The sequence below is a fragment of the Arenimonas sp. MALMAid1274 genome (assembly GCF_049195245.1).
Classification (GTDB): Bacteria; Pseudomonadota; Gammaproteobacteria; order Xanthomonadales; family Xanthomonadaceae; genus Arenimonas.
Genome location: NZ_JBMIRR010000027.1, coordinates 317168 through 340680, shown reverse-complemented (window position 1 = coordinate 340680; position 23513 = coordinate 317168). Strand labels below are relative to the sequence as shown.

Annotated in this window: 16 protein-coding genes, 9 tRNA genes and 1 pseudogene; 5 read left to right on the top strand and 21 right to left on the bottom strand. The window is 68.5% G+C overall.

Annotated features, from left to right (window positions below):
* Window positions 1-79 precede the first annotated feature (79 nt).
* Together ACOQFR_RS10095 and ACOQFR_RS10090 are read left to right on the top strand one after the other, a co-directional pair.
* Window positions 80-3307, top strand: coding sequence for an autotransporter domain-containing protein (locus tag ACOQFR_RS10095; protein ID WP_421381471.1), 3228 nt, complete (start codon window positions 80-82; stop codon window positions 3305-3307).
* A gap of 134 nt (window positions 3308-3441) precedes the next feature.
* Window positions 3442-4143 carry a PP2C family protein-serine/threonine phosphatase gene (locus ACOQFR_RS10090; protein ID WP_421383265.1) on the top strand — a complete coding sequence of 234 codons (702 nt, stop codon included), beginning with the start codon at window positions 3442-3444 and terminating at the stop codon, window positions 4141-4143.
* A gap of 6 nt (window positions 4144-4149) precedes the next feature.
* On the opposite strand, the gene ACOQFR_RS10085 is transcribed toward ACOQFR_RS10090, so the two are convergent.
* From ACOQFR_RS10085 to ACOQFR_RS10070, 4 genes are read right to left on the bottom strand one after another with little or no spacing between them, the layout of a single operon-like run.
* Complete coding sequence (locus ACOQFR_RS10085; protein ID WP_421381469.1) at window positions 4150-5670, bottom strand: serine/threonine-protein kinase; 1521 nt, start codon at window positions 5668-5670, stop codon at window positions 4150-4152.
* Between the two features lie 47 nt (window positions 5671-5717).
* Window positions 5718-6425 (bottom strand): DNA polymerase III subunit epsilon, encoded by a 708-nt coding sequence (dnaQ, locus tag ACOQFR_RS10080; RefSeq protein ID WP_421381467.1) that lies wholly within the window; start codon window positions 6423-6425, stop codon window positions 5718-5720.
* Window positions 6426-6432: 7 nt separating this feature from the next.
* Complete coding sequence (gene rnhA / locus ACOQFR_RS10075) at window positions 6433-6894, bottom strand: ribonuclease HI (protein ID WP_421381465.1); 462 nt, start codon at window positions 6892-6894, stop codon at window positions 6433-6435.
* 25 nt (window positions 6895-6919) lie between these two features.
* Window positions 6920-7612, bottom strand: coding sequence for a class I SAM-dependent methyltransferase (locus ACOQFR_RS10070; RefSeq protein WP_421381463.1), 693 nt, complete (start codon window positions 7610-7612; stop codon window positions 6920-6922).
* A gap of 43 nt (window positions 7613-7655) precedes the next feature.
* Between ACOQFR_RS10070 and gloB the strand changes: the two genes are divergently transcribed.
* The 3 genes from gloB (at window position 7656) to ACOQFR_RS10055 (ending at window position 10494) form a co-directional block, all read left to right on the top strand.
* Complete coding sequence (gene gloB / locus ACOQFR_RS10065; protein WP_421383263.1) at window positions 7656-8423, top strand: hydroxyacylglutathione hydrolase; 768 nt, start codon at window positions 7656-7658, stop codon at window positions 8421-8423.
* A complete protein-coding gene (locus ACOQFR_RS10060; protein ID WP_421381461.1) occupies window positions 8420-9610 on the top strand; it encodes a transglycosylase SLT domain-containing protein in 1191 nt (396 codons plus the stop codon). Before gloB ends, ACOQFR_RS10060 begins: the two co-directional genes overlap by 4 nt.
* A 92-nt stretch (window positions 9611-9702) precedes the next feature.
* On the top strand, window positions 9703-10494 hold the full coding sequence (locus tag ACOQFR_RS10055; RefSeq protein WP_421381459.1) for an enoyl-ACP reductase FabI: 792 nt from the start codon (window positions 9703-9705) through the stop codon (window positions 10492-10494).
* A 75-nt stretch (window positions 10495-10569) separates the two neighbouring features.
* On the opposite strand, the gene ACOQFR_RS10050 is transcribed toward ACOQFR_RS10055, so the two are convergent.
* The 17 genes and pseudogenes from ACOQFR_RS10050 to alaS all read right to left on the bottom strand — a co-directional run bounded on the left by ACOQFR_RS10050 (window position 10570) and on the right by alaS (window position 23385).
* The gene (locus ACOQFR_RS10050) at window positions 10570-12507 is read right to left on the bottom strand and encodes a SurA N-terminal domain-containing protein (protein WP_421381457.1); all 1938 of its coding nucleotides are present in this window, start codon (window positions 12505-12507) and stop codon (window positions 10570-10572) included.
* An 84-nt stretch (window positions 12508-12591) separates the two neighbouring features.
* Window positions 12592-12668: transfer RNA gene (locus tag ACOQFR_RS10045), tRNA-Asp, on the bottom strand.
* 15 nt (window positions 12669-12683) lie between these two features.
* Window positions 12684-12758, bottom strand: a tRNA-Val gene (locus ACOQFR_RS10040).
* 11 nt (window positions 12759-12769) lie between these two features.
* Window positions 12770-13042 carry an HU family DNA-binding protein gene (locus tag ACOQFR_RS10035; protein WP_325132196.1) on the bottom strand — a complete coding sequence of 91 codons (273 nt, stop codon included), beginning with the start codon at window positions 13040-13042 and terminating at the stop codon, window positions 12770-12772.
* Between the two features lie 288 nt (window positions 13043-13330).
* A pseudogene (gene lon, locus ACOQFR_RS10030) lies at window positions 13331-15686 on the bottom strand (endopeptidase La); the annotation flags it as partial.
* A gap of 137 nt (window positions 15687-15823) precedes the next feature.
* Window positions 15824-17113 carry an ATP-dependent Clp protease ATP-binding subunit ClpX gene (gene clpX, locus ACOQFR_RS10025; protein ID WP_421381455.1) on the bottom strand — a complete coding sequence of 430 codons (1290 nt, stop codon included), beginning with the start codon at window positions 17111-17113 and terminating at the stop codon, window positions 15824-15826.
* Window positions 17114-17228: 115 nt separating this feature from the next.
* Window positions 17229-17852: an ATP-dependent Clp endopeptidase proteolytic subunit ClpP gene (gene clpP / locus ACOQFR_RS10020; RefSeq protein WP_421381453.1), complete on the bottom strand. Its 624-nt coding sequence runs from the start codon at window positions 17850-17852 to the stop codon at window positions 17229-17231.
* 26 nt (window positions 17853-17878) lie between these two features.
* Entirely contained in the window at window positions 17879-19180 is a 1302-nt protein-coding gene (gene tig / locus ACOQFR_RS10015; protein WP_421381451.1) for a trigger factor, read from the bottom strand.
* Between the two features lie 88 nt (window positions 19181-19268).
* A tRNA-Leu gene (locus ACOQFR_RS10010) sits at window positions 19269-19353 on the bottom strand.
* A 35-nt stretch (window positions 19354-19388) separates the two neighbouring features.
* Window positions 19389-19464, bottom strand: a tRNA-Lys gene (locus ACOQFR_RS10005).
* A gap of 63 nt (window positions 19465-19527) precedes the next feature.
* Window positions 19528-19604: transfer RNA gene (locus tag ACOQFR_RS10000), tRNA-His, on the bottom strand.
* Window positions 19605-19645: 41 nt separating this feature from the next.
* A tRNA-Arg gene (locus ACOQFR_RS09995) sits at window positions 19646-19722 on the bottom strand.
* Between the two features lie 72 nt (window positions 19723-19794).
* Window positions 19795-19871, bottom strand: a tRNA-Pro gene (locus ACOQFR_RS09990).
* 133 nt (window positions 19872-20004) lie between these two features.
* Window positions 20005-20081: transfer RNA gene (locus tag ACOQFR_RS09985), tRNA-Arg, on the bottom strand.
* Window positions 20082-20220: 139 nt separating this feature from the next.
* A tRNA-Ser gene (locus tag ACOQFR_RS09980) sits at window positions 20221-20313 on the bottom strand.
* A gap of 55 nt (window positions 20314-20368) precedes the next feature.
* Window positions 20369-20587, bottom strand: a complete 219-nt coding sequence (gene csrA / locus ACOQFR_RS09975) for a carbon storage regulator CsrA (RefSeq protein WP_421381449.1) — start codon at window positions 20585-20587, stop codon at window positions 20369-20371.
* A gap of 134 nt (window positions 20588-20721) precedes the next feature.
* A complete protein-coding gene (gene alaS, locus ACOQFR_RS09970) occupies window positions 20722-23385 on the bottom strand; it encodes an alanine--tRNA ligase (protein WP_421381447.1) in 2664 nt (887 codons plus the stop codon).
* Between the last annotated feature and the right edge of the window lie 128 nt (window positions 23386-23513).

Genomic DNA, 23513 nt, shown 5'->3' with positions numbered 1-23513 from the left:
CCCGCGCCAAGGCCCTTGCAGCGGCGCGCCAGCCGCTATACTCGAGCCGGAGTTATAGCCGTAATCCAGGGGAAAAGCGATGACGTGCAGCAGCAACGCGGCAATCGGCCGACGGGCGGTTTCCACCGTCGCGTCGCGGTGGTTCAACCTCGTCGCGCTGGTCGTGCTCGCACTGTTCGGCATGGCGTGGAGCGGCCAGTCGCTCGCGCAGAGTTGCGACTTCGTCAACGTCGATCCTTCGCTGAGCCAGTCGGGTCCCGCGGGCGGCACGCTTACCTACACCTTCCAGGCGCAGACCGCCTGCTCGCCCACGGTGACAGGTACGATCGCGATCACCTCCGACACCACCGGCGGCGCGACGGCACCGACCACGTTCACCGCCACGCTGGACACCGATGAATCGTTCACGCTGACGCTGGGCCCGACGCCGGGCGGCACCGGCACGGTCACCGTCACCTGCCTCACCGGCGGCTGCACCGGCGACACCATCGTCTACACCTTCAACACCAACAACCAGTTCGTGCATACCGCCGCCACGCCGGTGAACATCACCGCCAACCAGATCACGCCATTCACGGTAGGCACCAACCTGCAGTTGAACGGCGGTCCGGCCGGACTGGGCATTGCCTTCAACAACCTGAGCAACGGCGCCAACTACGGCACCTCGACCCCGGATGCCGCCGGCACCGCCACCACCACACAGAGCAGTGCGATTGCGGGCACCTACACGGTCCGGGGCAGCGTCGTCTGCCCGACGGCATTCGTGCTTCAAGGCTGCGCCGCGGTGCCGCCGATCGACTTCACCGTGGTGGTCGAACCGGTATCGCTGCAGGCGATCTCGCCGCTGACGGCGAACACGACCTCCGGCACCCCCGTCAACGTCATCGTGCGTTACGGCAGCGCCAGCATTCCTGCACCCAACGGCAGCAACATCACCTGGACGCTCAGCGGCCCCTCGGGCTCGGACGGCGTGCTGACCGGCAATCCCGTGGCCGGCGGTGCCGGCCAGGCCACCGCGACGTTCTCGGCGACCGTGCCCGGCACCTACACCGTGTTCGCCAACAGCGGCTGCACCTTCTGCGCACCCGGCTCGCAGATCTTCACGATCAATGTCACGGCGCCGCCGTTCGTGCTGACGCCCGTCACCGCCAGCCCCGCCAGCGGCACGGCGGGCGTGCCGATGCCGCTGACGGTGCGGCTCGAACAGGGCGGCGCGCCCGTCGCGGGTGCGACCATCCAGTGGACGGCCACGGCGCCGTTCGCGCCGGCCGCGACCACCTCGCTGACCAACGCCGCCAACGGCGATGCGACCGCCAGCTTCACGCCCTCCACTTTCGGCAACTTCACCAATGCGATCACCGCGCTGTTCGATCCCGACGGCATCCCCGCCAGCGGCGACGAACTGACGGTCAGCTACGACGCCAACATCGCCTTCGTCGCCAGCCTCGGCATCACCGGCGGCAACAACCAGAACGCGCTGGTCAACACCGCGTATGCCCTGCCGCTGCAGGTCACCGCGCTCAACAGCGGTATCGCGGCCCCGGGCGTCACGATCAACTGGGCCATCACCGGCGGCGCCGGCACGCTGTCCTCCAACGCGACCGTGACCAGCGCCACCGGCGCCGCGAACATCACCGTCACGTCAGGCGCCACCCCGGGCCCGCTCACCATCACCGCGACGCGGCAGGACGATCCCGCCGCCACCGTCACGTTCACGCTGACCGTGGAAGCACTGGGCTCGCTGACCATCGTCGGTGGCGACAACCAGCTGCTCGGGGCCGGCGTCACGTCGGCGCCGCTGCAGGTCGCGCTGGAAAACGCCGCGGGCAATCCCGTCGCCGGCGCCGTGGTCAGCTGGACCACCAGCGGCGGCACCCTGGCCAGCGCCACCAGCACCACCAATGCCGCCGGCATCGCCAGCAACACCGTGACCACCACCAGTGCCGGCTCGCTGCAGGTCACGGCCAGCTCGCCGCTGTCCACGGCGCCCGCGGTGTTCGCGCTCAACGGCGAACTGTCCAGCCTCAGCGGCCTCACGCCGGAACAGCAGAGCATCGCCGAAGCCATCGACAGCGCCTGTCCGGCGCTGGCGGCGCTGCCCACGCGTACCGCAGGCCAGCAGGACCTGTACGCCCGCTGCCAGGAGCTGATCGTCGCCGCCGGACTCGATCCCGGGGCCGCGGTGAACGCCATCAACCAGCTGATGACCGACGTGGCCCTGGCCCAGGGCAATGCCTCGATGAGCGCCGCGCAGTCCCAGTTCCAGAACCTCAAGACCCGCATCGCCGCGCTGCGCAGTGGCACCAACGGCACCGACTTCGGTGGGCTGGCGTTCAACACGTCCGCCGGCCCGATCTCGCTGGGCATGCTGGCCGGCGCGCTGGCGCCCGAGTCCAGCGCCACCGAGGTCGGCACCGACTTCAGCCGCTGGGGCTTCTTCGCCGCCGGCACCATCGGTCGCGGCGAAATGGACCCGGGCGACATCAATCCCGCTTACGACTACGACATCGACGGCATCACCCTGGGCGTGGACTATCGCCAGAGCGACAAGTGGATCATCGGCGGCTCGCTGGGCTACACGCGCCAGGACACCGACCTGCCCGATGGCCGCGGCGGCGTCGAAACGCGCGGCTTCAGCGTGTCGGCCTACTCCACCTTCTACCAGCAGGACAGCTGGTATGCCGATGGCGTGCTGACCTGGGGCCGCAACAACTTCGAGATGCTGCGCCGGATCACCTACACGGTGCCGACGGCCGGCGGTGGCACCCGAACGATCGACCAGGAAGCCGGCTCGGATTCCGACGGCGACCTGCTGTCCACGGCCTTCACCGTGGGCCGCGACTTCAACCGCGGCGCGCTCGGCATCGGCCCCTATGCCCGCGTGCTGTACACGCGCCTTGATTTCGACAGCATCAACGAGGAGCTGCTTCCCGGCCTGCCCGGCAGCGGCCTGGGCCTGCGGGTGGAAGAACGCAGCCTGAGCTCGCTGGCCTCGGTGCTGGGCACCAAGTTCACGTACACCCACAGCACCGACTGGGGCGTGCTGATGCCGCACCTGCAGCTGGAATGGGAACACGAGTTCCGCGACGACCCGCAGGCGATCGAGGCACGCTTCCTCAACGATCCGACCGGCAGCGCGATGCTGGTGCGCGGCGACCCGCTGGACACCGACTACTTCCGCCTGGGCCTGGGCCTGTCGATGGTGCTCAGCCGCGGCCGCTCCGGCTTCCTGTACTACGAGCACCTGCTGGGCCGGGACGGCATGTCCCAGTACAGCCTGGCGCTGGGCCTGCGGCTGGAGTTCTGACCTGCCCCTCCCAGCCGCCCGCCTGTCGCCCCCGGTGCGCCACTGGCGCCGGGCGGCGCTTGCGGGCCGCACGGGGCCGAACGCATGATGCGTGCCATGTGCCTTCCCCCGCCCCGGCCGACCAGGTCGCCCGCATGATCGAATTCGGCCACCTCAGCCACGTGGGCCTGCGCCGCGAGCTCAACGAGGACACCTACTACGGGGATGCCGAACTGGGCCTGTGGCTGGTCGCCGACGGCATGGGCGGCCATGAGTTCGGCGAAGTCGCCAGCGCCCTGGCCCGCGATGCGGTGGTGCGCGAGGTGCGCGCCGGCCGTCCGCTGGTGGACGCGATCCGGCGCGCCGACGAGGACATCATCCGCCACAGCCGTCAGCGGGCCGAAAGCCTGCCCATGGGCACCACCGTGGTCGCGCTGCGCATCCACGACCACCGGTTCGAACTGGCCTGGGTCGGCGACAGCCGTGCCTACCTGTGGAACGGCCAGCTGCGCCAGCTGTCGTCCGACCACAGCTACGTGCAGGAACTGATCGACCAGGGCGCGATCACCGCCGAGCAGGCGCGTGCGCACCCGCACCGCAACGTGGTCACCCAGGCCCTGGGCGTCACCGACCCGCAGAACCTGAAGGTGGAAACGCTGGCGGGCGAGCTGCGTCCCGGCCAGCAGCTGCTGCTGTGCAGCGACGGCCTGACCGAGGAAGTCGACGACGCCGGCATCGCCGCCCTGCTCGGCCGCGCCGAGCTGTCGGCGCAGGAGTGCGTGGACCACCTGGTGTCCGCCGCGCTCGACGGCGGCGGATCGGACAACGTCACCGTGCTGTTGCTGCGTCGCGCCTGAGCCGGCTCAGGATTTGGGCGGTGGCGGCGGCAGCGTCGGCGCCGGTCCGGACTCCGCCGCCGTGACCGCGTCCTGCAGCTGCAGCAGGTAGGCATCGCTGCCATCCACCGCCAGTCCCGCGCGTGCCAGCACGCCGCACTGCACCCACTTGCCGGCCGAACAGGCCTGGTAGGCGAAGCCGCGGTAAAACGCGACGATGCCGGCGATGCCGGCATGCGCACGCGCGTTGTCCGGATCCAGCGCCAGCACGCGGCGGTAGTAGCCCAGCGCACTGTCGTCGTCGGGAAGGGTCAGCTTGCGGCTGAGTTCGACCTGGGTGCCGTATTCGAACAGCTGGTCGCCGGCGTTGAGCAGGCGTTCCACTTCGTCGCTGTCGGGCGCATCCACGGGCTTGGGCAGTTCGAAGCCGGCCGGGACGGGTTCATCGGCCGCCGTCCCCGGATCCGAGGACGGCGTGGTGACCGCCGGTCCGGCGACGACGGGAGGCGTCGGTTCCGGCGCGGGCGACAGCGCCCACCAGGCGGCCAGCGCCAGCGCGAACGCGCCGCCGCCCCCCAGCACCGGCCAAAGCCAGGCCGGACGGTCCTTCTGCTGCTTGACGCTGATGCGCGTGCGCTGCTGCGTGGCGGCGCCACCGGAATGGCGGTTGCCGCCGCCCTGCTTGCGCACGCTGGTTTCCTGCAGCACGGCGCCCTGCGGCGCGCTGGCCACCAGCCGGTTGAGCGCCTCGACGAAGGCCGCGCCCGTATTGAAGCGCTTGCCCGCCTCCTTGGCCATCAGGCCGCTGATCAGCGGCTGCAGCCAGGCAAACTCTTCCGGCAGTTCCGGCACCGGATGGGTGACGTGCATCAGGGCCACGGTGAACGGATCGCTGGCCTGGTAGGGCGCGTGCCCGGTGAGCATCTCGAACAGCACGGTGCCCAGGCTGTAGAGGTCGGAGCGTCCGTCCACCGGCTCGCCGCGCGCCTGCTCGGGGCTCATGTAGTCGGGCGTGCCGATGGACGCACCGGCCACGGTGGAACTGTTGCTGCCGTCCATCGCCTTGGCGATGCCGAAGTCGGCCAGCACCACGCGGCCATCGTCGCGGAACAGCACGTTGCCGGGCTTCACGTCGCGATGCACGAAGCCCTTCTGGTGCGCGAAGTCCAGGCCCTGGGCGATGTCGCTGGCGATGTCGAGGATGTGCGCGACGCTCAGCCCGCCGTCGTGGATGCGTTCCTTCAGCGTGCCGGCGGGGATGTATTCGGCGGCCAGGTAATAGACGCCGTTGTGGCTGCCGATGTCGTACACCGTCACCAGGTTCGGGTGCTGCAGCTTGGCGGTGATCTTGCCTTCGACCACGAAACGGCTGGCGAATTCGGCATTGGCCGCCAGCACCGGCGACATCACCTTCAGCGCCACCTCGCGGTCCAGCGATTGCTGCACGGCCAGGAACACCGAGGCCATGCCGCCCTCGCCGATCGGGCGCACGATGCGATAGCCCGGGATGTTGATGTCGACCGAGGTGAGCAGGACGGTGGCGTTCAAGGCAACCTCATGACCGGTGATCGGGGCCGATTATCCACCAAGGCCGCTCAGGCTGCCGTTTCCGGCCAGAGCCGCTTGCCGGCCTTGGCCGCGATCCGGGCCAGGCGCGCTTCGTGTGCCGCCAGTTCGGTCTCGCTGGCGCGCAGCACCCGGCGTTGGCCGCTGCCGGCCTCGATGCGCAGCGACGTGGCCGCGGCCGCGCGCGGGCCGCCCGCCGGCGCCAGGCCCAGGTCGCCCTGCCCCGCGGTCATGCCCAGGTAGACCTCGGCCAGCAGTTCGGCGTCGAGCAGGGCCCCGTGCAGCTTGCGATGGCCGTTGTCCACGCCCAGCCGCTTGCACAGCGCATCGAGCGAGTTGCGCTGTCCCGGGTAGCGCTCGCGCGCCATCGCCAGGGTGTCGAGCACGCTGGCGTGCTGGTCCAGCCGGCCGTAGTGCGCGCCGGCCAGTGACAGTTCGTAGTTGAGGAAGCCGACGTCGAAGCTGGCGTTGTGGATGATCAGCTCGGCGCCGCGGATGAAGTCGAGCAGTTCGTCCAGCACGTCTTCGAAACGCGGCTTGTCGCGCAGGAAGTCCAGGCTCAGCCCGGTCACTTCCTGCGCGCCGGGCTCCATCTCGCGGCCCGGGTTGAAGTAGCGCTGGAACTGGCGGCCGGTGGGGCGCCGCTCCAGCAGCTCGATGCAGCCGACCTCGACGATGCGGTTGCCCTTTTCCCAGGACAGGCCGGTGGTTTCGGTGTCCAGCACGATCTGGCGCATGGCGGCCTCAGCTCCTGAAACGTTCGGCGGCGGCGCGGGCAAGCCGGTCCACGCGCTCGTTCTCGACGTGGCCGGCATGGCCCTTGACCCACTTCCACTGCACGCGGTGCGGCTGCGCCGCGGCCTGCAGCCGTTCCCAGAGGTCCTTGTTCTTGACCGGTTCCCCGCCGGCGGTCTTCCAGCCGCGGCGGATCCAGTTGGGCAGCCATTCGCCGATACCCTTCTGCACGTACTGCGAGTCGGTCGACAGCACCACGTCGCAGGGCGTTTTCAGCGCTTCCAGGGCCATGATCGCCGCCAGCAGCTCCATCCGGTTGTTGGTGGTGTTGGCTTCGCCGCCGGCCAGCTCGCGCTCGGTGCCGGCATGGCGCAGCAGCGCGCCCCAGCCGCCAGGGCCGGGATTGCCCAGGCAGGCGCCGTCGGTGTGGATTTCAACGGATTTTCGGAGGGGCGGGGAATCTGGGTTCATCAGGGCATCCATGCTTGGGGCTGACTCAACCGGCACTCATGCCGGGGCGGAACTTCAGGGCGGGCGCGGTGGCGCGCAGGGGCGTCAGCGCGGCGTCGCGACGGCGCGCCACCACCAGGCTGGCCATGCGCAGGCGCGAGCCGCGTCCGCCGCCGCGGCGGGGATCGATGTCGACGGCCTTGGCCAGGGACCATCGCGGGCCGAGGTAGCGGCGGCGCTGCACGTCCAGGCCACTGTCGCGGACCTGGGCTTCGAAGGCGGCCGGATCCACGCTGTGCAGGCCCCGGAAGGCCCAGCGGAATCGCGCCGGGCTGTAGGGGTTCAGCGTGACCAGCAGGGCGACCCCGTCGGGCTTGAGCACGCGCGCCACTTCGGCCAGCAGGGCGCGCGGGTCGGGCGAACTCTCGAACACGAACAGCCCGTAGACCAGGGACAGGCTGGCACTGGCCAGGGGCAGCCGGTCGTCACGGCAGCGCAGCTCACCGGCCAGGCCGTCCTGCTCGCGATGCAGGCTGAGCACGCTGGCCAGCAGGTTGCCGGAGAGCGTCGGAGCCAGGGCCGCGCACGGCCGCAGGTACAGGCCGGTGTGGCCGAAGACCCGGGTCAGCTCGGGCACCGCCTGGCGCTGGACCTCCTGCACCAGCCGCAGGGTGGCCTCGCGTCGGAACCAGGCGTCGGCGGGCAGATCGGGTTGACGGCGGGCGGGAGCCGGGGGCATGGTCGCGATTCTGCGTCATTGGCGCGCCCCTGGTCACCCCGTGCTGCGCGTTCACGCCCTGCCTGCCCTCCAGGACAACTACATCTGGCTGCTCGCCGGAAGCGATGGCGCGGCGCTGGTCGTGGATCCCGGCGAGGCGGGACCGGTGCTGCAGGCGGTGGCCGAGGGACTGCGGCCGCTCGCCATCCTGATCACGCACCACCATCCCGACCACCAGGGCGGCGCGGCCGAGCTGGCCCGCCGCCTGGGCATCCCGCGCCACGCGCCGTTCGAGGAGCGCATCCCCGACGCGGAGGTGCGCGTGGCCGAGGGAGACCGCCTGGATTTCCCGGCGCTGTCGCTGCAGCTGCAGGTGATGCAGGTGCATGGCCACACCCGCAGCCACGTCGCCTTCCACGGCGGCGGACACCTGTTCTGTGGCGATGCCCTCTTCAGCCTCGGCTGCGGCCGCATGTTCGAGGGCCAGCCGGCGCAGATGCTGGATTCGCTCGACCGGCTGGCCGCCCTGCCCGGCGACCTGCAGGTGTGCTGTGGCCACGAGTACACCGAAGCCAACGGCCGTTTCGCCCGGGCGGTGGAACCGGACAACGCGACCCGCGACCACCGGCTCGACGAGGTCCGTGCCCGCCGTGCCCGTCAGCAACCCAGCCTGCCCGTCTCGCTGTCGAGCGAACGCGACTGCAATCCTTTCCTGCGCCTGGACCAGCCGGGCGTGCAGGCCAGCCTGAGCCACCGACTGGGCCGTGCGCCCGCCGACCGCATCGAGGCCTTCGCCACGCTGCGCCACTGGAAGGACACGTTCGCCGCATGAATGCCTCCCGTTTCCACTTGCTCGCCGGCTTCCTGCTGGTACTGCTGCTGTCCGCCTGCCAGGTTCCGGTGAAACCGGACGTGGAGGAGCCCGCCGAACCGGCCACGCCTGTCACCATCACGCCGCGCCCTGCCGCAAGCGTGCCTGCCCCGCCGAAGCCAGTGGCGCAGCCGGACCTGGCGGCTCCAGACCCCATCGATACCGGTGCCGAAGTGATCGACCGGATGGTGGCGCGCTTCTCGCCGCCGATCTGCGTCAAGGGCCAGCACAACCGCGCCTGGCGCAAGCGCTATGCGGGCTACCCGGCCAGCTTCGCCCGCCACGTCGAGCAGATCCTGCCGCTGATGGGCTATGTGGTCGAAGAGCTCGAACGGCGCGACCTGCCCGGCGAGTTTGCGCTGCTGCCGATCGTCGAGAGCTGGTACCGCCCTGCGGCGATCGGTCCGGGCGGCCCCGCCGGCATGTGGCAGATGATTTCAAGCACGGCACGCAACCACGGCATCCGCATCCAGTCCGGTTACGACGGCCGGCTCTCGCCGGTGGAATCCACCGACGCGGCGCTGGACTACCTGCAGACCCTGGACGGCATGTTCGACGGCGAGTGGCGGGCAATGTCGATGGGCTACAACGCCGGCGAGTACCGCATCCTGCGCGCCTTCCGCAGCAGCAAGGACCATCGGGTGTCGGGCGAGAGCCACCTGCCGCGCGGGCTGTCGCGCACCACCTACGACTATGTGGCCAAGATCCATGCGCTGGCGTGCCTGTTCGCCAAACCCGAGCGCCACGGCCTGGTGCTTCCGCGCGAGGCGCGCTTCGTGCCGCTGGCCCGGCGCACGCTGCCCGAGGGCGTCACCTCGCTGGACCAGGCCGCCGTGCGCATGGGCGTGGACGCGGCGAAGCTGCGCGAGCTCAATCCCGCCTACCGGCAGGGCCGCGTGGTCGCAGGCGCGCCGCGCGACGTGCTGGTGCCGGTGACGGCACTGGCCACGCTGGCGACGGCGCGGGCCGAGGCCACGCCGTCCGGTGCCGACACCGGCGAACCGCGGACGCACCGCATCGAGCGCGGCGACACGCTGTCGCGCCTGGCGGCGCGCTACGACGTGGACCTGCAGCAGCTGTTCCGGCTCAATCGCCTGAGCGGCAAGTCGGTACTCCGCGTGGGACAGGTGATCCGTATCGATCCCTGAGGCGCGCGGCGTCCATGCTTGGCGGTATGGCCCGGCGCGGTTCAAACTAAGGGCCAAGGGTGCCGCCGCGTTGGCGGCCAAGGGAGAAGATCATGGGTTTCCTCAGCGGCAAGCGTGCCCTCGTGGTGGGCGTGGCCAGCCAGCGTTCCATCGCCAGCGGCATCGCCGAAGCGATGCACCGCGAAGGCGCCGAGCTGGCCTTCACCTACCAGACCGACAAGCTCAAGTCCCGGGTCGAAGACGCGGCGAAGGAGTGCGGCTCGTCCCTGGTGATGCCGCTGGACGTCGGCGACGACGCCCAGATCGACAGCGTGTTCGCCGAACTGGGCAAGCACTGGGACGGGCTGGACATCCTGGTGCATTCGGTCGGTTTCGCGCCGCGCGAGGCGCTGGAGGGCGGCTTCCTGGACAACCTCACGCGCGAGAATTTCCGCATCGCCCACGACATCTCCAGCTATTCGCTGGCGGCGCTTGCCAAGGCGGCGCGGCCGATGATGAAGGGCCGCAACGGCAGCATCCTGACGCTGAGCTACCTGGGCGCCGAACGTGCGCTGGCCAGCTACAACGTGATGGGCCTGGCCAAGGCCAGCCTGGAGGCCAACGTGCGCTACCTGGCGATGAACCTGGGCCCGGAAGGCACGCGCGTGAACTGCGTATCCGCCGGCCCGATCAAGACGCTGGCGGCGTCGGGCGTGGGCAACCTGCGCAAGATGCTCAGCCACGTCGCCGAAACGGCGCCGCTGCGCCGCAACGTCACCATCGAGGATGTGGGCAATGTCGGCGCCTTCCTCTGCTCGGACCTGGCCGCCGGCGTCACCGGCGAGGTCACCTACGTGGACTGCGGCTACAACATCCTGGGCATGACCGGCATCAGCACCGACTGATGCCTGCCCCACGACGCAGTTCCTAAATGGAAAAGGCCCGGGAATCCCGGGCCTTTCTTCATCCGCGCGATGGCCTCAGAGCCGGTCTTCGGCGACGGTGATGGTGTAGGTCTTGCGCAGCGACTTGATGAAATCCTGGTACTCGACCAGGCCGCGGGCCTGGGCGAACTGCCCGCGCAGCAGCAGGCGCGTCTGGTCGTCCAGCAGGGCCAGGTCGCCCGGGGTCACCGCGGTGACGGAGACCAGGGCGTGGCGGTCAGGCGCCAGCTCGACCACGCCGAGACTGGGCTTGCCCGCTTCCGGCGCCGGCAGGCGAAACACGCCGGCGATCAGCGAGGGCGGCAGCTGCGCCTCGCGGTTCACGCCCGGAAGCGTGGCCACGGTGCGGCCCACTTCGGTGGCCAGCGCGTCCAGCGTCTCGCCCTTCTCGGCACGCGCGAGCAGCGCCTCGGCCTGGGCCTTGGACGCCTTGGCCAGGCGATCGGCGTTGTAGTCCGACAGCACGCGGTCTCGCACGTCAGCCAGCGGGATGGCGGCCTCGGGCTTCACGTCCACGACATGGATGACCACGACCTGGTTCGGCCCGATTTCGATGGTGTCGCTCACCTGGCGGTCGACGCGCTGGGCCTCGCTGAAGGCGGCCTCGCGAACCGCCGGCAGGGCGGCGATGCCGGTGGCCTCGCGTCGGCTGAACAGGCCCGTGCGCTGCAGCGGCAGACCCAACTTCTCGGCGGCGGGTGCCAGTGCGGTCGGGTCCTGGTAGACCAGGTCGATCAGCTCGCCGGTGAGGTCGCTGAAGACGCGGTCGCGTTCGTTGGCCAGGTACTCGGTCTCGAGTTCGCCGCGCACCTCTTCGAAGCTGCGGCCGGTGCCGGGCGTGAACTCGCGCAGCTGCACCAGGTGCCAGCCGTCCGGCGTGCGCACGGGCTCGGAAACCTGGCCCGCCTGGTCGAGCTTGTTCAGCGCGGCCTCGAATTCGGCCGGGAACACGCCCGGCTGGATCTCACCCAGGTCGCCGCCCTCGGCCTTGGAGCCCAGGTCGTCGGAATTCTCTCGCGCCAGCGCCGCGAAGTCGGCGCCGGGCAGGCGTGCCTGTTCGGCCAGGCGGTCGATGCGCTCGCGCGCAGCCGCCTCGGCGGCTGCGTCGGCATCGGCCGGCACCGCCACCAGCAGGTGCGAGGCCACGCGCTTGGCGGCGGTGGTGTAGCGCGCCTTCTGATCCTCGTAACGGCCGCGCAGCGTCGCCTCGTCCACCGTGGTGGGCACCTCGAGCGTGGCGCCGTCGATTTCCACGTACTCCAGCGCGACCTGCTCCTCGCTGCGGTAGCGCGAGGCGTTGGCGTCGTACCAGGCCTGCAGGTCGGCGTCCGACGGCGCTTCGGCGGGCAACGAGGGCGTGGGCAGGTCCAGCAGGGACACGTCGCGGGTCTGGCGGCTGAGCTTGAGGAAAGCCTCGAGCTCGGCGTCGCTGGTCAGCGCGGTGTCGATGATCTGGGCCGGCACCGTGCGGCGCGCCATGTCGGCACGCATGCCGGCCATGAACTGGGCGTGGTTGGTGCCCTGCCCCGCCAGCGTCACGCGGTAGCTTTCCGGGCTGTATTTGCCGTCCACCTGGAACTGGGGCAGCGCCTTGAGCTCTTCGGCCGCGGCCAGCTCGCTGACGGTGATGCCGTCGCGCTCGGCCACCAGGGCCAGCAGCGCCTCGTCCACCATCGCGTCCAGCACCTGGCGCTTGTTGTCCAAGGATTCGAAGGCGAGGCTGTCGAAGGATTCGCCCTGGCGCTGGCGCTCCTGCTCGCGGACCTGGTCGAAGCGGCGGCGGAACTCGTCCTGCGAGATCTCGCGCTCCTGCCCGCCGTAGCCCATGAATTTGGCGGGGCCCTGGATCCTGGCTGCGAAGGTCTCGATGTTGGTCGAGAAGTAGGAATCGACGCCGAAGAAGGCCATGGCGATGATCACCGGGACCAGGATGACGAAGGCGATCCACTTCTTTTCGCGAATGTTCTGCAGCATGTGCGATGGGCCGTGAGGTTGGTGGCCCAGGCGTCCCGGGGCCGGAAAAAACGAAGGCGCCCTTGCGGGGCGCCCTCGAGGATATGGCGGAGTGGACGGGACTCGAACCCGCGACCTCCGGCGTGACAGGCCAGCATTCTAACCGACTGAACTACCACTCCGCTGAAACCAAAGCTTGGTGGGTGCTGAGGGTTTCGAACCCCCGACCCTCGCCTTGTAAGGGCGACGCTCTACCGCTGAGCTAAGCACCCTTACAAGACGCTCAGTTTACAGCATCCTTTAGGGCTTTGCCAGCCTTGAACGCAGGATTCTTGGAGGCCTTGATCTTGATGGTGTCGCCGGTCTGCGGATTGCGGCCCTGGCGGGCGGCGCGCTTGCGGACGGAGAAGGTGCCGAAGCCCACCAGCGTGATGGTTTCGCCCTTCTTGAGTGCCTTCTTGATCGTTTCGATCATGGCGTCGACGGCCCGGCCGGCATCGGCCTTGGACAGCTCGGCGCCATCGGCGACGGCACTCGTAAATTCGGCTTTGTTCATTATTGACTCCCTGAGCGAGGTGACCCCGCATTCTGAAAAACCGGACCCACCCGGCATCGGCCTGGGTCGTGATCCGGTCCACCTGTGCCGTCGCGCCGGGCGGTGGCCCGCACGAAGGTTGCGTTGATTTATACCAGCCGCATTTTACCCGCGCAATACGCGAGAGCCAGATATTTCGCGGGTTTCCGGGGTTTGCGCAACGTCGCGATCAGTGCCTGAGCACGGCGCCGGTACCCTCCTTGGTGCTGGGTTCGCTGCTGGTTTCAGGCGACGGATCCGAGCCCGACTCGCGCGCCAGCGGGTGCACCAGCGCCACGTCCAGCACCTGGTCTATCCACTTGACCGGAATGATCTCAAGGCCTTGGGTAACGTTCTTGGGAATGTCCGCAAGGTCCTTGCGGTTCTCCTCCGGGATCAGCACGGTGCGGATGCCGCCGCGCAGCGCCGCCAGCAACTTTTCCTTCAGGCCACCGATGGGCAGCACGCGGCCGCGCAGGGTGATTTCGCCGGTCATGGCCACGTCCGACCGGATCGGCACGCCGGACAACACCGACACCAGGGCGGTCACCATGGCGATGCCGGCGCTGGGGCCGTCCTTGGGCGTGGCGCCCTCGGGCACGTGCACGTGGGTGTCGAACTTGTTGTGGAATTCGGTGTCCAGGCCCAGCCGCTCGCTGCGCGAACGCACCACGCTGTAGGCGGCCTTCACCGACTCCTGCATCACGTCGCCCAGCTGGCCGGTGAGGATGAGCTGGCCCTTGCCCGGCAGCAGCGTGGCTTCGATCTGCAGCAGGTCGCCGCCGACTTCGGTCCAGGCCAGGCCGGTGACCAGACCCACTTCGCTTTCCTGTTCGGCGCGTCCAAAGTCGTAGCGCTGCACGCCCAGGTACTTGTCCAGGTTCTTGGGCGTCACCGAAACCGCATGCGGCTTGCCGGACTTGCGCGGACCGGCCAGCGCAATTTCCTTGACCACCTTGCGGGCGATCTTGGACAGCTCGCGCTCCAGGTTGCGCACGCCCGATTCGCGCGTGTAGTAACGCACGATGTCGCGCACCGCCGCCTCGCTGACCTTGAGCTCGCCGGCCTTGAGGCCGTTGGCCTTGATCTGCTTGGGCAGCAGGTAGCGCTCGGCGATGTGCAGCTTCTCGTCCTCGGTGTAGCCGGGGATGCGGATCACTTCCATGCGGTCGAGCAGCGGGCCGGGGATGTTGAGCGAGTTGGAGGTCGCCACGAACATCACTTCCGACAGGTCCAGGTCCACTTCGAGGTAGTGGTCGTTGAAGGAGTGGTTCTGCTCGGGGTCGAGCACCTCCAGCAGCGCCGAGGACGGATCGCCGCGGAAGTCCATGCTCATCTTGTCGATCTCGTCGAGCATGAACAGCGGGTTCTTGGTGCCGACCTTGCTCAGGTTCTGCACGATGCGGCCCGGCATCGAGCCGATATAGGTGCGGCGGTGGCCGCGGATCTCGGCCTCGTCGCGCACGCCGCCCAGCGACATGCGCACGAACTTGCGGTTGGTGGCCTTGGCGATGGACTGGCCCAGCGAGGTCTTGCCCACGCCCGGCGGTCCGACCAGGCACAGGATCGCGCCCTTCATCTGCTTCACGCGCAGCTGCACCGCCAGGTATTCCAGGATGCGTTCCTTGACCTTCTCCAGGCCGTAGTGGTCGGCGTCGAGCACGTCCAGCGCGGCCTTGAGGTCCTTGCGAACCTTGCTGCGCTTCTTCCACGGCACGCCCACCAGCCAGTCGATGTAGTTGCGCACGACGGTGGCCTCGGCCGACATCGGCGACATCTGCTTGAGCTTGTTGAGCTCGGCCTTGGCCTTGGCCTCCACCGCCTTGGGCATGCCCGCGGCCGCGACCTTCTTGGCCAGCTCCTCGAGTTCGTTGGGCGCGTCGTCGATCTCGCCCAGCTCCTTCTGGATGGCCTTCATCTGCTCGTTGAGGTAGTACTCGCGCTGGCTCTTCTCCATCTGCGACTTGACGCGGCCGCGGATGCGCTTCTCGATCTGCTGCACGTCGATCTCGCCGTCCACCAGGCCGATCAGCATTTCCATGCGCTGGCCGACCTCCAGGGTCTCCAGCAGCTGCTGCTTGTCGGACAGGCGCGCGCCGAGGTGGGCCGAGATGGTGTCGGCCAGGCGGCTGGGGTCGTCGATGCCCGACAGCGTGGTCAGCAGCTCGGGCGGCAGCTTGCGGTTGGTCTTGACGTACTGCTCGAACAGGGTCATCAGCGAACGCTGCGTGACCTCGAGTTCGCGCTCGTCGCGCTCGTAGGTCGAGTCCACCTCGTTGCCGGTGGCGGTCAGCGCGCCGTCGCGCTCGCCGTAGCCGTCGATCGCCACGCGCGACGAACCCTCGACCAGCACCTTGATGGTGCCGTCGGGAAGCTTGAGCAGCTGCAGCACCTGGGCCAGCGTGCCGACCGGGTACAGGTCCTCGGCCACCGGATCATCGGTGTCGGGCACCTTCTGCGCGATCAGCAGGATCTGCTTGTCGCCGGCCATGGCCAGGTCCAGCGCCTTGATCGACCGGTCGCGGCCGACGAACAGCGGGATGACCATGTGCGGATAGACCACCACGTCGCGCAGCGGCAGCACGGGCAGGTCGACGCGGTGGGGAATGGCGGGGGTGTCTTGCATGGAGGACTCCGTCCGGGCACCGGGGCCCGTCATGGATCAGGTTATGGGGTTCCCGGCGGCGGCTTGCAAGTTATTCCGCCGCAAAAGCATCGGGCCGGAAAGACCGGCCCGAGATTCAAGCACTTGCACCGTCAGCCTCAGTCGCCCGAGGCGGCCTTGGGCGCCGGCTGGGGGGCGCTGGAGTAGATCAGGTAGGGCTCGGTCTGGTGGTTGATCACCGACTCGTCCACCACGACCTTGCTGACGTTTTCCAGCGACGGCAGGTCGTACATAGTGTCGAGCAGCACCGATTCCATGATGGTGCGCAGGCCGCGGGCGCCGGTCTTGCGCTTGAGCGCGCGCCGGGCCACCGCCATCAGCGCGTCCGGACGCACTTCCAGCTCCACGCCCTCCATCTCGAACAGCTTCTTGAACTGCTTGGTGATGGCGTTCTTGGGCTCGGTGAGGATCTTGACCAGCGCGGCCTCGTCGAGCTCCTCGAGCGTGGCGACCACCGGCAGGCGGCCGACGAACTCGGGGATCAGGCCGAACTTGATCAGGTCTTCGGGCTCGACCTCGGCCAGCAGCTTGCCGACCTCGATCTTGCGCTCGCTGGACTTGACCTTGGCACCGAAGCCGATGCCGCCGGCCTCGGTGCTGCGGGCCTGGATGATCTTGTCCAGGCCGGCGAAGGCGCCACCGACGATGAACAGGATGTTGCGGGTATCGACCTGCAGGAACTCCTGCTGCGGATGCTTGCGGCCGCCCTGCGGCGGCACCGAGGCCACGGTGCCCTCGATCAGCTTGAGCAGTGCCTGCTGCACGCCCTCGCCCGACACGTCGCGGGTGATGGACGGGTTTTCCGACTTGCGCGAGATCTTGTCGATCTCGTCGATGTAGACGATGCCCGACTGCGCCTTCTCGACGTCGTAGTCGCACTTCTGCAGCAGCTTCTGGATGATGTTCTCGACGTCCTCGCCGACGTAGCCGGCTTCGGTCAGCGTCGTCGCATCGGCGATGGTGAACGGAACGTTGAGCAGGCGCGCCAGCGTCTCGGCCAGCAGCGTCTTGCCCGAGCCGGTCGGGCCGATCAGCAGGATGTTGGACTTCGACAGTTCGATGTCGTCGTTCTTGATCCGGCTTTCGATGCGCTTGTAGTGGTTGTAGACCGCCACCGACAGCGTCTTCTTGGCGCAGAACTGGCCGATGACGTACTGGTCGAGGACTTCAAGGATCTCGCGCGGCTTGGGCAGGTGGCTGCGGGCGGCGTGCGCCTTCTCCTCGAGCTCCTCGCGAATGATGTCGTTGCAAAGCTCCACGCATTCATCGCAGATGAACACGCTGGGGCCTGCGATCAGCTTGCGCACCTCGTGCTGGCTCTTCCCGCAGAAGGAGCAGTACAGGATCTTGCTGCTGTCGCCGGTGCGGCCCTGGCGGTCTTCGGTCATGCTTTCGCTGCCCTGATGGAATGGGTCTGGATCGAGAATATCACAGGCCGGAAGGCGTCAAACCCCGGCCCGGCGAGGGGCCGGACCGGGGCGTGAAGACGGCGCTGCAAGGGCGTCAGGCGGCCTGGACGGTGTCGTCGGGGCGGCGGTCAAGCACCGCGTCCACGATGCCATAGGCCTTGGCGGCTTCGGCGTCCATGAAGTTGTCGCGGTCGGTGTCCTTGGCGATGCGCTCGATCGGCTGGCCGGTGTGCTTGGCCAGCACGCTGTTGAGGCGGTCGCGCAGGGTCAGGATCTCGCGGGTGTGGATCTCGATGTCGCTGGCCTGGCCCTGGTAGCCGCCCAGGGGCTGGTGGATCATCACGCGCGCGCTGGGCAGGATGTAGCGCTTGCCCTTGGCGCCGGCGGCCAGCAGGAAGGAACCCATGCTGGCGGCCTGGCCGACGCAGATGGTGCTCACGTCGGGCTTGATGAACTGCATGGTGTCGTAGATGGCCATGCCCGAGGTGACCACGCCGCCCGGCGAGTTGATGTACAGGCTGATGTCCTTCTCGGGATTCTCGGCTTCCAGGAACAGCATCTGGGCGACGATGACATTGGCCATGTAGTCGTCGATCGGGCCGACCAGGAAGATCACGCGCTCCTTGAGCAGGCGCGAGTAGATGTCGTACGCCCGCTCGCCGCGGCTGGTCTGTTCGACCACCATCGGCACCAGGTTCAAGGCCTTGATCGGATCCATGCGCGCGTTCCTCGGTTGGGGCCGCTTCAGGCGGCCGGACGCATCAGTTCGGAGAAGCTCAATGCCTGCTCGGTGGCGTCGGCGCGCTCGGCGATCCAGTCGATCACCTGCTCTTCCATCACCCGTCCGCGGAGGCTGGACATGAGGTTGGGGTCGTTGCGGTAGAGTTCAATGACCTGCTGCGGATCCTCGTAGGTCGAGGCGATCAGCTGCAGGGTCTCGTTCAGCCGCTTGCCGTCGAGCTTGAGGTCGTTCTGGCGGGCGACCTCGCCCACCAGCAGGCCGGCGGCGACGCGGTTGCGCGCGGCCCCCAGGAACTGCTCCGCGTCGAACTTGGCATTGGCCTGGCCCTGCTGGCGCGCCTGCTGTTCGGCGTTGGCCGCCATCTGGCGGGCCTCGGCCTGGATCAGGCGCGGCGGCAGCTCGACCCCGGCGTGGGCGGCGACCAGCTTCTCGGCCACTTCCGCGCGCAGGCGCTGCATCAGGTTGCCCTTGAGCTCGCGCTCGAGGTTGGCGCGCACTTCCTGGCGGAACTGGTCGACCTTGCCGCTCTTGATGCCGAAGCTCTTCACGAAGGCTTCGTCCACCTCAGGCAGGTTCGGGGCCGACACCTTGGTGACCTTCAGCGTGACCTTGGCCGACTGGCCGGCCAGCTCGGCGACGCGCCAGTTGGCCGGGAAATCCACGTCCACTTCGCGCTCGTCGCCGGCCTTCATGCCGGCCAACTGGGACTCCAGCGCCGGGAACATCACGTTCGAGCCGAGCACGGTGGCGCCCTTGTCGGCACCTTCGGCCGGCAGGCGCTGGCCGTTGGCGACCGCGAAGGTCTCCACCGTCACCAGGTCGCCCGGCTCGGCGCCGCGCGGCACTTCGTCCCAGCTGCGGCGCTGCTGGCGCAGCGTTTCGATCATGCCGTCGATGTCGGCGTCGGAAATCGCGGCGGTGGCGCGCACGATCTTGAGCTGGGACGGATCGATGGCGCCGAACTCGGGCACCACTTCGAAGGTGGCGGTAAAGCGGATGTCGCCGCCTTCGCCGGCCGGTTCGGCCTGGATGTCGGGGTTGCCGGCGATCTGCAGCTTCTGCTGGCGCACGGCCTCGCCGAAGCTCTCGCGGATCAGCTCGCCGTAGGCCTCGTTGCGGACCTGGGGGCCGAAGCGCTGTTCGATCACCTTCGACGGCACCTTGCCGCGACGGAAACCCTTGATGTTGGCGGTACGCGCGATTTCCTGCAGGCGCTTGCCGACGACGCCGTCGAGGCGTTCGGCCGGCAGGCTGACGGTGAGGCGACGTTCCAGATTGGCGGTGTTCTCAAGCGAGACTTGCATATCCACTCCTGCGACCGCGCCTTGTTTTGGGCGCGAAAATGAAAAAACCCGCGGAGCTTCGGCTCATCCCCGCGCCTCCGTTGCCGGATGGTGCGAAAGGAGAGAGTCGAACTCTCACGGGTTGCCCCACTGGAACCTAAATCCAGCGCGTCTACCAGTTCCGCCACTTTCGCAATGTGCCGCGCGGTGACGATTCAATCGGGAAGATTGGTGGGCCGTGAAGGATTCGAACCTTCGACCTATTGATTAAGAGTCAACTGCTCTACCAACTGAGCTAACGGCCCGTAATCTTCCCGCCGAAGCGGCTGCGACGCGGCATTATGCCGCATCTGTGAACTGGCTGGAACTGGGGTGGAAGACGGGACTCGAACCCGCGACCCTCGGAATCACAATCCGATGCTCTAACCGACTGAGCTACATCCACCACATTGTGACCTGAACCGCATTCCTCCACCCTGTCCCGGCTGGCGCGCCCGGCAGGAATCGAACCTGCAACCGCCGGCTTAGAAGGCCGGTGCTCTATCCGATTGAGCTACGGGCGCCTGCCGGGATGATACCGGCCCGGGCCCGCCTGCATCCATGCGGCGTTGCGGGTCTTGCCTGGACAGCCAACCTGGTCGGGGCAGAGGGATTCGAACCCACGACATCCAGCTCCCAAAGCTGGCGCTCTACCAGGCTGAGCTATGCCCCGGGGGTGAAGCCCGACGCCCGTGCCGGCACGCCGCTCGAAGCCCAACTGTACGGCGGTGGCAACCGGCGGCGCAACGCGCCTGGGGAAGATACCGCCGAACAAAAAGGGTGCCGAAGCACCCTGTCTGCATTAGTGGCGCGCCCGGAGAGATTCGAACTCCCGACCACCAAGTTCGTAGCCTGGTGCTCTATCCAGCTGAGCTACGGGCGCGCAGAAGCGAAATTATGGGGGACGTTGGCGTAGCCGTCAATGCCCATGCATCGACCCAACCTCTTGCCCAAGCACATCAGTCTTTCCCCGAGGGGAACCAGTCTGCGAAATCACCGGATGGAATCGGTGCAGCAAGGACTGGCGGAGTGAGAGGGATTCGAACCCTCGATCAGGCTTTTGACCCGATACTCCCTTAGCAGGGGAGCCCCTTCGGCCACTCGGGCATCACTCCGGGAACTGTTCCCGGCGGCACCTTGGGGGCGCTGCCGGCCGCATAGGATAGCGCCTCAGTCGTCCTTGGGTAAACCCGCGCCGGCATCGGCGGCCACGGGCGCGGCGCCGTCGTCCTTCTGGATGCGCTGGAAGATTTCCTCACGGTGCACGGCCACGTCCTTGGGCGCCGTGATTCCGATCCGCACCTGGTTGCCCTTGACGCCCAGCACGGTAACCGTGACCGAGTCGCCGATCATCAGGGTCTCGCCTACCCTTCGCGTCAGAATCAGCATCGCACTCCCTCCCGATACATCCTTGCACCGGCCCGCGCGGCGCGTTGCCAGCCGCGGTTCCCAGCCGCACGAGCGCGGCTGGGTCCGATGGTAGTTCGGGGTAGCGCGTGGCGCAATGAAGGCCGGGCGATGGATCAGCCCAGGCGTTCGCCTACCCAGGCGGGCACGCTCGCCAGCGCGGACACCAGCGCCGGGCCATCCGCGCCGCCGCCCTGGGCCATGTCTGCGCGTCCGCCGCCCTTGCCGCCGATCTGCGCGGCCACGTGCGACAGCAGTTCGCCCGCCTTCACCTTGCCCAGGGCCGAGCCCTGCACGCCGGCGACCAGCGAGGCCTTGCCGCCCTCGGCCGAGGCCAGCACGATCACCGCATCGGTCAACCGAGACTTGAGCTGGTCAACCGCATCGCGCAGCGACTTCGCGTCCAGCCCCTCGATGCGCGCCGCGACCACCCGCACGCCCTGCACTTCCGGCGCCGAGGCGGCCAGGTCGGCGGTGGCGCCTGCGGCGGCCTTGGCCTTGAGCGATTCCAGCTCCCGCTCGAGCTTCTTCTGCCGGTCCAGCAGCTGGCGCAGCTTTTCGACCACGTCGCCGGCATTGGCACCCAGCAGCTGCGCGGCTTCCTCAAGCCGCTGCTCTTCCTGGGCGATGTAGGCCAGCGCGCCCTCGCCCGTCACCGCCTCGATGCGGCGCACGCCGGCGGCGACGCCGCCTTCGCTGACGATCTTGAACACGCCGATGTCGCCGGTGTGGTGCACATGGGTGCCGCCGCACAGCTCGGTGGAGAACTCGCCCATGCGCAGCACGCGCACGTGCTCGCCGTACTTTTCGCCGAACAGGGCCATGGCGCCGAAATCGAGCGCTTCCTGCATGCCCATGTGGTGCACCTCGGCCTCGGCGTTGCGCCGGATCTCGGCATTCACCATCGCTTCGATGCGCGCCAGGTCGGCGGCCGGGATGGCCTGGAAATGGGAGAAATCGAAGCGCAGGCGGTCGGGCGCCACCAGCGAGCCCTTCTGGGTGACGTGTTCGCCCAGCAGCTTGCGCAGCGCGGCGTGCAGCAGGTGGGTGGCGGAGTGGTTGAGCACGGTGGCCTGGCGGCGGACTTCGTCCACGCGCGCCGAGACGCGGTCGCCGCGCTTGAGCGTGCCCGAGGCCACGCGGCCGGCGTGGCCGTGGAACGTGCCAGCCAGCTTGAGCGTGTCGCGCACCTCGAAGCGGTCGCCAGCCCGGGTCGTCATCACGCCCGCGTCGCCAACCTGGCCGCCGGATTCAGCGTAGAAGGGCGTGCTGTCGAGCAGCACCAGCGCCTCCTCGCCTGCGCGGACTTCGTCCACCGGCTTGCCGTCGCGCACCAGGGCGACGATGCGGCAGCCATCGCAGTCCAGGGCCTCGTAGCCCTGGAACTCGGTGGGCCGCAGCGTGGCCACCAGGTCCGCGGGTAGCGCGGCGGTGCCGGCGAACTTGCTGGCGGCGCGCGCGCGGTCGCGCTGCTGGTCCATCAGCGTGTCGTACTCGGCCAGGGCGCCGTCGGCCAGCGCCCAGCCCTTGTCGGCGTTCTCGCGCAGCAAGTCGGCGATCAGGTCGGGCGGGCAGCCGTAGGTGTCATGCAGCTGGAACAGCTGCTCGCCGCGGATGCGGTTGCCCGAGGCCGCCAGGTAGTCCTGCAGGCGCGCCATGCCGGCATCGAGCGTCTGCGCGAACGCGGCTTCCTCGCCCTTCAGCGCTTGCTCGACCAGCGGCTGCTTCTTCGCCAGCTCCGGATAGGCCTGGCCCATGGCCTCGACCAGGGGCTGCACCATGCGCCAGAACTTGCCGTCCGGGCTGAGCCCGTCGAGCTTCCAGAAGTGGCGGATGGCACGGCGGATGATACGGCGCAGGACATAGCCGCGGCCCTCGTTCGAGGGCAGCACGCCATCGACGATCAGGAAGCTGCAGGCCCGGATGTGGTCGGCGATCACGCGCAGCGACTTGTGCTCCAGGTCGGCGGTGCCGGTGAGCGCGGCGGCGGCCTTGATCAGGTGCTGGAACAGGTCGATCTCGTAGTTGCTGTGCACGTGCTGCAGCACGGCCGATACGCGTTCCAGGCCCATGCCGGTATCCACGCAGGGCGCCGGCAGCGGCACCAGGCTGCCGTCCGGCTGGCGGTCGTACTGCATGAAGACGTTGTTCCAGATTTCGATGAAGCGGTCGCCGTCCTCGTCCGGGCTGCCCGGCGGGCCACCGGCGATGTGGGCGCCGTGGTCGTAGAAGATCTCGGTGCAGGGGCCGCAGGGGCCGGTATCGGCCATCTGCCAGAAATTGTCCGAAGCGTAGGGCGCACCCTTGTTGTCGCCGATGCGGATGATGCGGTCGGCGGGCAGGCCCACGTCCTTGTGCCACAGCTCGAAGGCTTCATCGTCGGTGTGGTAGATGGTGACCAGCAGGCGGTCCTTGGGCAGGCCCCACACGCCGGTCAGCAGCTCCCACGCGTACAGGATGGCATCGCGCTTGAAGTAGTCGCCGAAGCTGAAGTTGCCCAGCATTTCGAAGAAGGTGTGGTGGCGCGCGGTGTAGCCGACCTGGTCGAGGTCGTTGTGCTTGCCGCCGGCCCGGACGCAGCGCTGCGAGCTGACGGCGCGCTTGTAGCTGCGCTTCTCGGCGCCCAGGAACACATCCTTGAACTGCACCATGCCGGCATTGGTGAACAGCAGGGTCGGGTCGTTGCCCGGCACGAGCGAGCTCGAGGGCACGACCTCATGGCCTTTGGACCGGAAGAACTCGAGGAAGTCCCGGCGGATGTCGTTGCTGGTCTTGTTCATGGACGGCGATGGATCCTGGTATCACGTGTGCGGAGGGTCGGTGGCGCGGACGCCCCACCTGCCCACAAAGATGCGGGCGGGCATCGGACGACGCAAGCAGACCGGCTAGACCGCCAAGATTACCAGCC